We start from the raw sequence: 7,755 nt of genomic DNA, 5'->3' as shown, positions 1-7,755 counted from the left end.
GGAGGTCTTCGCTAGGTCAACAACCGACCCGGAGTGTCACCAACCTCTTGGCTGAGTACACCTAGGCGCGTCTACCAGGATCGGCCGGTTACGCGAGTTATCGTCGCGACGGATGTGACGGATGCGCTTGGCTGAGGGAGGTGCGGCTGCTCGTGACGTCGACAGGCTCGGGGCCGCTTCGCTCAGACCCCGGAAGCGCGACCCGCTCTCGGCATCGGCCCGACGTTCAAGGGCTCCGTGCGATCGCGGTGCTCGCCGTCGTCGCCCTGCACGTCGGGTTCGGATCGCTGACCGGCGGATTCGTCGGCGTCGACGTGTTCTTCGCGATCTCCGGCTTCCTGATCACCCAACAGCTCATGCGCCAGGTGCGCACCGAGGGCCGGGTCAGCCTGCTCGGCTTCTACGCGCGCCGGGCACGCCGGATCCTGCCCGCCGCAACCCTGGTGCTGCTGGCGACGGTCGTCTACGCCGCCCTCTTCCTCGGCTTCGTACGCACCCGCGAGATCGCGCTGGACGCGCTGTGGTCGGCGGCGTTCGCGGCCAACTTCCGGTTCGCGTCGCTGGAGACCGACTACTTCTCGGCCGCCCTGCCGCCGTCTCCGCTGCAACACTTCTGGTCCCTCGCGGTCGAGGAGCAGTTCTACCTGGTGTGGCCGCTGGTGATCCTGGGTTGCCTGTGGGCGATGAGGCGACGCGCAGGCCGCAAGGAGCTCGACGACCGCGATCAGCGGACGCGGCGGCGCGTGCTGGTCATGGCACTCGGCGTGGTCATCGTGGCATCGCTGCTCGCCTCAGCCGTGCTGACCCGGACCAGCCCCGAGGCTGCGTACTTCTCCCCCTTCACTCGTGCCTGGGAGCTCGGGCTGGGCGCGATCGCGGCGATCGCGTTCCGCGACAACGGGCCGCAGGATGCCACCGCGCGCTGGCGGGCACAGGTGCTCTCGGCGTTCGGGATGTTCTTCATCGTCTGCGCGTGCCTGCAGTTCAACGACGCCACCCCGTTCCCGGGCACCCCGGCGCTCGTCCCGGTGCTCGGCAGCGTCTTCATCATCGTGGCCGGCACGCTGTGGCACGGCCCGACGGTGGTCGGCCGGCTGCTGTCGGTGCGGCCGCTGCAGGTCATCGGCAACTGGTCGTACTCGCTGTATCTGTGGCACTTCCCGGTGCTGGTCCTCGCCGAGCTGCAGCTCGGCCGCGAGCTGCGCTGGTGGGAGCAGGCGCTGCTCGTCGCGCTGGCATTCGCTCTGGCCGGACTCTCCTACCGCTACGTCGAGGAACCGTTCCGGCGCGGCATCCTGTGGCGGCTCCCGGCTCTCGGTCGCGCCGGCTCGCTCGGTCCGGTGGCGCTTTATCCGCTGAGCATCACCCTGGTCGCGGTGACCTGTTTCGCGGCCAACAGCTACGCCACCGGGACTGCCCGCGACGGCTACCAGCCGGCCATCACCCTCGCCGAGGCCGACGCCTCCGACTCCGGCTCCGCCGAGCCTTCCAGACAACCCGAACGCCCCGACAGTCCCGCACCGAGCGCCGCGCCGCCCGCAGCCAGACCGCAGCCCGACCCGCTCCCCGCGCTGCTGAAGGCCTCGGTGCTCGCGGCCCGCAAGAACCAGGCGATCCCCACCAACCTGAAGCCCGGGCTCACCAATCTCTCCGACGACGTGGAGGCGGTCGGCGAGTGCAACTACTACTCGACGAAGGTACGCAAGCTGTGCCCGCGCGGTGACGCCGACGCCGAGAAGACGATCGTGGTCATCGGCGACTCCCACGCCCGCCACTGGACCCCGGCGGTCGAGGAGATCGCCGAGCGCTCCGGCTACCGCGCCTACATGCTGGCGATGCCGCAATGCACCGTCTCGCTGGTCACGCCCGACAAGCTCGACAGCACCGACCCGATGACCTCGTGCGACGACTTCCACGACTTCATGCTCTCCTCGGTCAAGAAGCTCCGTCCCGACCTGCTGCTGATCGCCTCGCGCCCGATCAGCGCCGCCTACCACGACTCGTCGGGTCGGCACACCGACCGCGAGGACGTACGCCGCGCCGTCTACCGCGGCTACCAGCGGCTGCTGGCTCAGGTGAAGCCGGCCGCCAAGCGCACCGTGTGGCTTCGGGACGTGCCGGCGATCGAGTTCGACCCGGCCACCTGCCTGAGCAGCAACAAGACGCTCTCGCCCTGCACCTACAAGCCGCTCGAGAGCCAGCAGGAGGGCGCCGACCTGCAGATGCAGGCAGCCAAGTCGGCCCGTGTGGAGACCCTCGACCTCGACGACCTGTTCTGCGACAGCGCCGGCATCTGCACCACTGTCGTCGGCGACACAATCACGCACCGCGACGGCCATCACCTCACCGCGACCTACTCCCAGGAGCTCGGTCGCACCCTGGGCGAGCGTCTCAAGGTCTGGTGACGCTCACTCGGCGTCATCGGGCTCGGGCGGCGTCTCGGCACCATCGCGCTGGTCGCGGTCGGCCCACTCGAGCAACGGCTCGATGGAGAACGGGTGGTCGTCGATGTCGGCGTGCAGGTCACCGATCTCCGCGAACCGCGCCGGGACGGTACGCATCGTGAAGTCGCGCGGGTCGACGTCCTTGGTCTCCTCCCAGGTGATCGGGGTGGAGACCCGGCCGTCGGCGACGCCGCGGATCGAATAGGCGCACGCGATCGTGTGGTCCCGGGTGTTCTGGTTGAAGTCGACGAAGAGCTGCGCGGGGTCACGGTCCTTGCGCCACCAGGCGGTGGTGACCAGCTTCGGCGCCCGGCGCTCGACCTCGCGGGCGAAGGCGTGCGCGGCGCGGCGTACGTCTGCGAAGCCGTGCTCGGCCGGGATCCGGACGTAGACGTGCATCCCCGAGCCGCCGCTGGTCTTCGGGTAGCCGACCGCGCCGAGCTCGTCGAGGAGCTCGCGTACGACGCCAGCCACCGTCTGCACCGTCGAGAACGGGCACTCGGGGCCGGGATCGAGGTCGATGCGCCACTCGTCGGGCTTCTCGGTGTCCTCACGACGGCTGTTCCACGGGTGGAACTCGACCGTCGACATCTGGACGGCCCAGATCACCGCGCCCAGCTCGGTCACGCAGAGCTCGTCGGCAGTGCGACCCCAGCGCGGGAAGTAGAGGCGTACGGTCTCGACCCAGTCCGGCGCCCCCTGCGGGAGCCGCTTCTGGTGGACCTTCGGCCCGGCCAGGCCCTTGGGGAACCGGTGGAGCATGCACGGTCGCTCCCACAGAGCGTTGACGATCCCCGGGCCGACGGCGAGGTAGTACTGCGCCACGTCGAGCTTGGTCGCACCGGTCTCAGGGAAGTAGACCCGGTCAGGGTTGGAGATCCGCACGACACGGTTGTCCACCTCGATCTCCACCGACGGCGATGCCTTGGCCATGCTCGTCAGCGTAGGCGCTGCGATGATGCGGGGAGACGAAACTCGCTCATCGGAAGCTCTCCGGGGGTGTCACGTGGCCCTCGGGTCGAGGCGTCGAGAGGGTGTGAGTACATCGAACGCGAGGCCTCCCACCGAGGAGTTCGCCGACTTCGTCCATGCGACGGGAAGCGGGCTCTACCGCACCGCGCTGCTGCTGACGGGTGACCATCACCTGGCCGAGGATCTGACCCAGACGACGTACGCCAGGATCTTCGCATCCTGGCGGCGGGTCAGGAGGGCGGACAACCCGGCGGCCTACGCACGACGTGTGCTCCTCAACGGATTCATCTCCCACCGACGTCTCCGGCGAAACACCGAGACGCCGACCTCGACGCTGCCGGACGACCCGCGCAGCGATGCCGACCCCAGCGCCCGGATCGACCTGCTTGTCGCTCTCCAGCGGCTGTCGCCGACCGACCGGGCTGTGCTCGTCGCGCGCTATTGGGAGGACCGATCCGTGTCCCAGACAGCTGCCGATCTCGGACTGACCGAGACGGCGGTCCGCACCCGCTCGAAGCGTGCCCTGGAACGGCTACGCCCGCTGGTCGCGGTCATCTTCCCGGAAAGGACCATGCCATGAGCGACCCCCAGTTCGACCTGTCCACGGCACTGCGAGACCGTGTCGCAGACGAGCACCCCGACGTCGTACGCCTCACTGCTGATGCGATCGCCGAGGGTTCTCGTCTCCGGCGGCGTCGGCACGTCGTCGTGACCGCCGGGGCCGCCGCTGCAGTCGGTGCGTTCGTCGCCGGTGGGCTCGGGCTCTCACAGCTCCTTGCCACGACCGCCGTCGACGAGGCCTCGCTCGGTGCGGCCAGCGCACCGTCCACCTCGGCCTCAGCTTCGGCCGGAGCGCTCGCCACGGGGCAGACGGTGGACCTCGGGAACGGTCTCACCGGTCTCGTCGTCACCAACGCGGAGGCCGACACGATGGACATCACGATCCAGGGCGCATCCATGCTCACCGGGCCCGGAACCGGGTTCACGATGATCGTGTCCGGTCCGGAGCAGGCTGTGCAGGACTACTGGTCGGCTGGATTCCCGATAGGCCAGGACTACCCGGGGCTCAGGTTCGCCACCGAAGGCCTTCGCCAGGGGCTCGTGGACTCCGTTCCGGTCGAGGTTCCGGCCGGATGGACCTGCGAGTGGTTCCTCATCGACGACAAAGCGTCCTGCACCTCCGATGACGGTGGCGTCGCAGGGCTCGTGATCCGCCCTGCCAAGGACTACAAGGTGTGGAGCACGAGCCCTGACAAGGGTGGCCCGGGCTCCGGTGCGTACGTGACCGACCTCCACGGCGACATCTTCATCAGTGTGCAGAGCGGGCAGGGCACCACCGATGCCGACCTGGAGAAGCTCGCCACGTCGCTCACCTGGGTCAGCTGAGCGTCTCAGGTGAGCGGCGCAACAGCGCCAGGAACATCGCGTCGGTGCCGTGGCGGTGCGGCCACAGCTGCACGGTGCCCTCGATCGGCCCGGCGCTGTCGGGCACCGTGCCAGCGGTCGCGAGGACAGGCTCGAGGGTCACGTCGGATCGGCCCTCGAGCACGCTCTGCACCACGCCCCTGGTCTCGGCCAGAACCGGCGAACAGGTCGCGTAGAGCACGACACCGCCCGGCCGGGTCAGGTCGATCGCCCGGTCGAGCAGGGAGCGCTGGAGGTCGACGAGTACGTCGAGGTCGGCCGTGGCCCGCCGCCACCGTGCCTCCGGCCGGCGGCGCAGCGCGCCCAGGCCGGTGCAGGGGGCGTCGACGAGGACCCGGTCGAAGGTGGCGTCCTTGAACGGCGGCTTGTTCCCGTCGCCTGCCACGACGCCGGTGACGCCCTCGACCGACGATCCCGAAGAGCGGTCGGTCAGGTTGGCGAGCACGAGTCCGGCGCGATGCGGCTGGCGCTCGTTGGCGACCAGCGCGGCGCCTTGCTGCGCAGCGAGCGCACTCAGCAACGCGGACTTCCCTCCCGGCCCGGCGCACAGGTCCAGCCAGGACTCTGCCCGGTCGCCGTCGCGTTCGATGTCGGCCTCGGCCAGGGCGATCGCCACGAGTTGCGAGCCCTCGTCCTGCACGCCCGCACGTCCTTCGGCGACGGCCGCGATGCCGGCCGGTGAGCCGGAGTCGAGCGTGACGCCGTAGGGCGAGTAGGGCGTCGGGGCGCCACCGAGCTCCTCGACCCGCGCCCGCCCGGGACGGGCGACGAGCGTGACCGACGGCGGTACGTTGTCGGCCTCGAGCAGCGCGTCGACCTGGTCGCGACCGACCGCCTCGGCGAGCTGCTCGACGACCCAGCGCGGATGGCTGAAGGCGATCGAGGCCCAGCCGTCGTGGTCCTTCTCGCGAGGAGGCGCCACCTCGGCGACCCACTCGTCGAGGGACTTGCGAGTGACCTTGCGCAGCACGGCATTGACGAAGCCGGCCGGCCCCTGCCCGACCTTCGAACGGGTCAGGTCGACGCTGGTCGAGATCGCAGCGTGGTCGGGTACCCGCATGGACAGCACCTGGTGTGCTCCCAGCCGCAGCACGTCGAGCACCTTCGCCTCGACCTTTGCCAGCGGCCGGTCGATGCAGGCGGCCAGCACGGCGTCGTACGTCCCCTGCTGCCGCAGCGTCCCCGAGGCCAGCTCGGTGGCGAAGGCCGCGTCGCGACCCTCCAGCCCGAGACGGCCCAGGACGTGGGGCAGCACCAGGTTGGCGTACGCCTCATCGACCCGCACCGCCTTCAGCACCTCGAACGCAGCGAGCCGAGCGGGATCGGCGGGCTTCGTGCTGCCCTTGGGCTTGCCGTGCGGTCTCCGACCGGGGCCTGAGCGCCTACCCGGCTGTGTCCTATTCGAAGGTGACACCGGACTCCAGACGTACGCCGCGGGCCCAGTCCGCCGCCGACATCTCCTTCTTGCCGAAGGCCTTCACGCGGCCCAGGCGCACGGGCGCGGTGCCGGTGCCGACGAAGACGTCGTTCTTGGTGGCACCCAGCTCGCCGGGCGCCAGCCCCAGTGGCGGCTGGGCGATGTCCGCCTTCGTCACCGGCCCGACCTTGAACCGCTCACCGTCGAGCAGCGTCCAGGCGCCTGGCGCGGGGGTGCAGGCCCGGATCTGCCGGTCGATGGCGGCCGCGCTCTGCGACCAGTCGATCCGGGCGTCCTCGACGGTGATCTTCTCGGCGTAGGTGATCCCCTCGGCTGGTTGCTCGCGCGCCTCCAGGGAACCGTCCTCGATGCCGTCAAGGGTGCGGACCAGCAGCTCGGCGCCGCCCTCGGTGAGCTTCTCGAAGAGCGACCCGGAGGTCTCGTCGGGCGCCAGCGCCTGGGTCATCGTGCCGAAGACCGGGCCGGCGTCCATCGCCTTCACGATCCGGAACGTCGTGGCACCGGAGATCTCCTCACCGGCCCACACCGCACGCTGCACCGGAGCCGCGCCCCGGTAGGCGGGCAGGAGCGAGAAGTGCAGGTTGACCCAGCCGTGCGGCGGGATGTCCAGGGCCGACTGCGGCAGCATCGCGCCGTAGGCGACCACCGGGCAGCAGTCGGGCTCCAGCGCCTCGAGTGCGGCCTGGAACTCGGGCTCACGGGGATGCTCCGGCTTCAGCACCGGGACCCCGAGCTCCTCGGCCCGCTGGGCCACCGGAGACGGCACCAGCCGCTTGCTGCGACCCTGGGCGGCATCGGGGCGGGTGACGACGCCGACAAGCTCGTGCCGGGAGCGAGCGATCGCGTCCAGAGAGGGGACGGCGACCTCAGGCGTACCTGCGAAGACGACCCGCATCAGAACCCGAACCCGTTCGTCGCGTGCGGCGAGATCTTCACCTTCGGCTTCTCCAGGCCGAACCACTCCGACTCCCGGATCTCCTTCATCGCCGCCTTGCGGGCGGCTTCGTCGAGCCGGTCGATGAAGAGGATTCCGTCGAGGTGATCGGTCTCGTGCTGGATGGCCCGGGCGAGCAGCTCGGAGCCCTCGATGGTGACGGGCTCGCCGTGCATGTCGAAGCCCTTCGCCACCACCGAGAGGGCACGGCGGCAGTCGAAGGTGAGGTCGGGCAGCGACAGGCAGCCCTCTCCCCCGTCCTGCGTCTCCTCCGACAGCGTCAGGTCCGGGTTGACCAGGTGGCCGACCTCACCGTCGACATACCAGGTGAAGACGCGAAGGCTCACCCCGATCTGCGGAGCGGCCAGTCCGGCACCAGGTGCCTCGAGCATGGTGTCGGTCAGGTCGGCAACGAGCTTGCGCAGCTCCTTGTCGAAGTCGACGACCTCGATCGCTGGCTTGCGCAGCACGGGGTCGCCGAAGAGTCGGATGGGCTGGATCGCCACTGTTCTCCTAGGTGGTCGAGCGTGTCGGGACCACAA

7 protein-coding genes are annotated in these 7,755 nt (G+C 69.9%); 3 read left to right on the top strand and 4 right to left on the bottom strand.

The window, feature by feature from the left end:
- Window positions 1-152 precede the first annotated feature (152 nt).
- Window positions 153-2,405, top strand: a complete 2,253-nt coding sequence (locus tag IEY84_RS26960; protein WP_183550506.1) for an acyltransferase family protein — start codon at window positions 153-155, stop codon at window positions 2,403-2,405.
- Window positions 2,406-2,408: 3 nt separating this feature from the next.
- Here IEY84_RS26960 and ligD read toward each other — a convergent pair whose 3' ends face one another.
- A complete protein-coding gene (gene ligD / locus IEY84_RS17045; protein WP_183550509.1) occupies window positions 2,409-3,377 on the bottom strand; it encodes a non-homologous end-joining DNA ligase in 969 nt (322 codons plus the stop codon).
- A gap of 103 nt (window positions 3,378-3,480) precedes the next feature.
- On the opposite strand from ligD, the gene IEY84_RS17040 reads away from it, so the two are divergent.
- On the top strand, window positions 3,481-3,996 hold the full coding sequence (locus IEY84_RS17040; RefSeq protein WP_229788759.1) for a SigE family RNA polymerase sigma factor: 516 nt from the start codon (window positions 3,481-3,483) through the stop codon (window positions 3,994-3,996).
- A complete protein-coding gene (locus tag IEY84_RS17035) occupies window positions 3,993-4,802 on the top strand; it encodes a hypothetical protein (protein ID WP_183550515.1) in 810 nt (269 codons plus the stop codon). The genes IEY84_RS17040 and IEY84_RS17035 overlap by 4 nt, the downstream gene beginning before the upstream one ends.
- On the opposite strand, the gene IEY84_RS17030 is transcribed toward IEY84_RS17035, so the two are convergent.
- From IEY84_RS17030 to def, 3 genes are read right to left on the bottom strand one after another with little or no spacing between them, the layout of a single operon-like run.
- Window positions 4,795-6,255 carry an RsmB/NOP family class I SAM-dependent RNA methyltransferase gene (locus IEY84_RS17030; protein ID WP_183550518.1) on the bottom strand — a complete coding sequence of 487 codons (1,461 nt, stop codon included), beginning with the start codon at window positions 6,253-6,255 and terminating at the stop codon, window positions 4,795-4,797. The two genes, IEY84_RS17035 and IEY84_RS17030, sit on opposite strands and share 8 nt — an antisense overlap.
- Complete coding sequence (gene fmt, locus IEY84_RS17025) at window positions 6,239-7,174, bottom strand: methionyl-tRNA formyltransferase (RefSeq protein WP_183550521.1); 936 nt, start codon at window positions 7,172-7,174, stop codon at window positions 6,239-6,241. Before fmt ends, IEY84_RS17030 begins: the two co-directional genes overlap by 17 nt.
- Complete coding sequence (def, locus tag IEY84_RS17020; protein ID WP_183550525.1) at window positions 7,174-7,719, bottom strand: peptide deformylase; 546 nt, start codon at window positions 7,717-7,719, stop codon at window positions 7,174-7,176. The genes fmt and def overlap by 1 nt, the downstream gene beginning before the upstream one ends.
- Between the last annotated feature and the right edge of the window lie 36 nt (window positions 7,720-7,755).

The sequence above is a fragment of the Nocardioides albus genome, assembly GCF_014648255.1.
GTDB classification, from domain to species: domain Bacteria; phylum Actinomycetota; class Actinomycetes; order Propionibacteriales; family Nocardioidaceae; genus Nocardioides; species Nocardioides albus.
Note: the sequence above shows the minus strand (reverse complement) of the source record. Positions and strands in the feature narration are given on the sequence as shown.

What these genes read in the sequence shown, in the direction of transcription:
- IEY84_RS17035 (WP_183550515.1), top strand. Translation starts at nt 3,993, where the DNA reads ATGAGCGACCCCCAGTTCGACCTGTCCACGGCACTGCGAGACCGTGTC.
- ligD (WP_183550509.1), bottom strand. Translation starts at nt 3,377, where the DNA reads ATGGCCAAGGCATCGCCGTCGGTGGAGATCGAGGTGGACAACCGTGTC.
- fmt (WP_183550521.1), bottom strand. Translation starts at nt 7,174, where the DNA reads ATGCGGGTCGTCTTCGCAGGTACGCCTGAGGTCGCCGTCCCCTCTCTG.